Raw genomic sequence first — 1525 nt, forward strand, 5'->3', positions numbered from 1 at the left:
CTCCGCCGGGTTCGACCCCGCGTGCGGCTCGGAGAGACAGAACATCCCGACCGGTCGGCCCGCGGCCGCCATCTCCGGGAGCCAGCGCTCCCGCTGGGCCTCGCTCCCGAACTCGGCGATACAGGACGTGGCGAGGCAGTGGACGGACAGCGCGGTCGCGACCGCGAGGTGCCCGTACGCCAGCTCTTCGTTGACGACGGCGTACGTCGTCTCGTCGGCGTCGAAGCCGCCGTACGCCTCGGGGACGGTCAGGCCCGTCAGCCCGAGCTCGGCCAGCCCGTCCCAGGCGTCCTCCGGGAACGACTCGGCCTCGTCGGCCTCGCCGGCTCCGGGCCGGAGCTCCTCGACCGCGAACTCCCGGACGAGCTCCCGGATCGCCTCCTGTTCGTCGGTGAGCGACGAGCCGACGCGTGCGCCAGTCATGACACTCGGTTCGGTCTCACGCGGAAAAAAGGTGAGCGATCGGGGTGTGGGGTCCGACGCGGCCGCCCGCTCCCCCGAGGGCTCCTCCGCCTCCGCTACTCCCATAACGGGTACAGCTCGTCGCGAGGCGGCTCATCGATCCGATCGCCGTCGAGGAGGACGGCGCCGGCGTCGGAGGCGTCGGAAGCGTCGGAGGCGTCTACACCGCCCGCCCCGTCCGCCGCCCGCACCTCGCCGATCTCGCCGACGGCGATCCCGGCGGCCGCCAGCGCGTCGATCGCCTCGCCGACGCGTTCGGGCGGCACCGCCGCCAGCAGCGCGCCGGAGCCGAACGTCGCCAGCGGGTCGACGCCCACCGCCGCGCAGCAGGCCTCCGTTTCGGGTCGAACCGGGATCCGGTCGCGCTCGACCGCGAGGACCGTCTCGCTCGCGCTCGCGGTCTCGACGAGGGCGGTGAGCAGACCGCCCTCGGTCGGGTCGTGCATGGCGGTCGCGGCGTCGCGGACCGCGGCCGCGTCGGGGACGACGCTCACCTCGTCGAGGAACGCGGCGGCGGAATCGAGCGTCGCGGCCGACACGCCCGCCTCGGCGCACTCCTCGCGGAAGTCCGTCGCGAGGATCGCGGTCGCCTCGATCCCGGCGCCCTTCGTGAGGAGGAGCCGGTCGCCCGGCTCGGCCCCGCCGGTCGACACGAAGCGGTCCGTCGTTCCGAGCGCGGTCATCGAGCAGAGCGGGCGCTCCAGCGACGGCAGCACCTCCGTGTGGCCGCCGACGACCGCGACGCCGAGGTCGCGGGCGGTCGCGTCCACCTGCTCCGCGACCGTCCGGAGGCGCGCCGGGTCGTCGTCGGGCAGGAAGAGCGTGTGCGTGAGCCACCGCGGGTCCGCGCCGCTCGCGGCCACGTCGTTGCAGGCGACGTGGACCGCCAGTTCGCCCACGGCGTCGGCCGCCAGCGAGAGCGGGTCCGCGGCGACCACCAGCGTCGACTCCGCGCCGGTCAGGTCGATCGCGGCCGCGTCCTCGCCGTAGGCGGGTCCCGCCTCGATCGCGTCGTCGTCGGCCCCGGTCGCCGCGAGGACCGCCGCGAGCGCCTCGGGGCCGA

Annotated in this window: 2 protein-coding genes; both read right to left on the minus strand. The window is 75.3% G+C overall.

The window, feature by feature from the left end; translation table 11 throughout:
* Window positions 1–423 (minus strand): acyl-CoA dehydrogenase family protein (locus DJ74_RS00120; RefSeq protein WP_141212637.1); only part of this gene is annotated, 423 nt, incomplete at its 3' end.
* A 95-nt stretch (window positions 424–518) separates the two neighbouring features.
* A partial coding sequence (locus DJ74_RS00125) for an AIR synthase family protein (RefSeq protein ID WP_094525925.1) occupies window positions 519–1525 on the minus strand: 1007 nt, incomplete at its 5' end.

Origin of the sequence: Halorubrum sp. Ea8, from assembly GCF_002252925.1 — an archaeon.
Taxonomy (GTDB): Archaea; Halobacteriota; Halobacteria; order Halobacteriales; family Haloferacaceae; genus Halorubrum.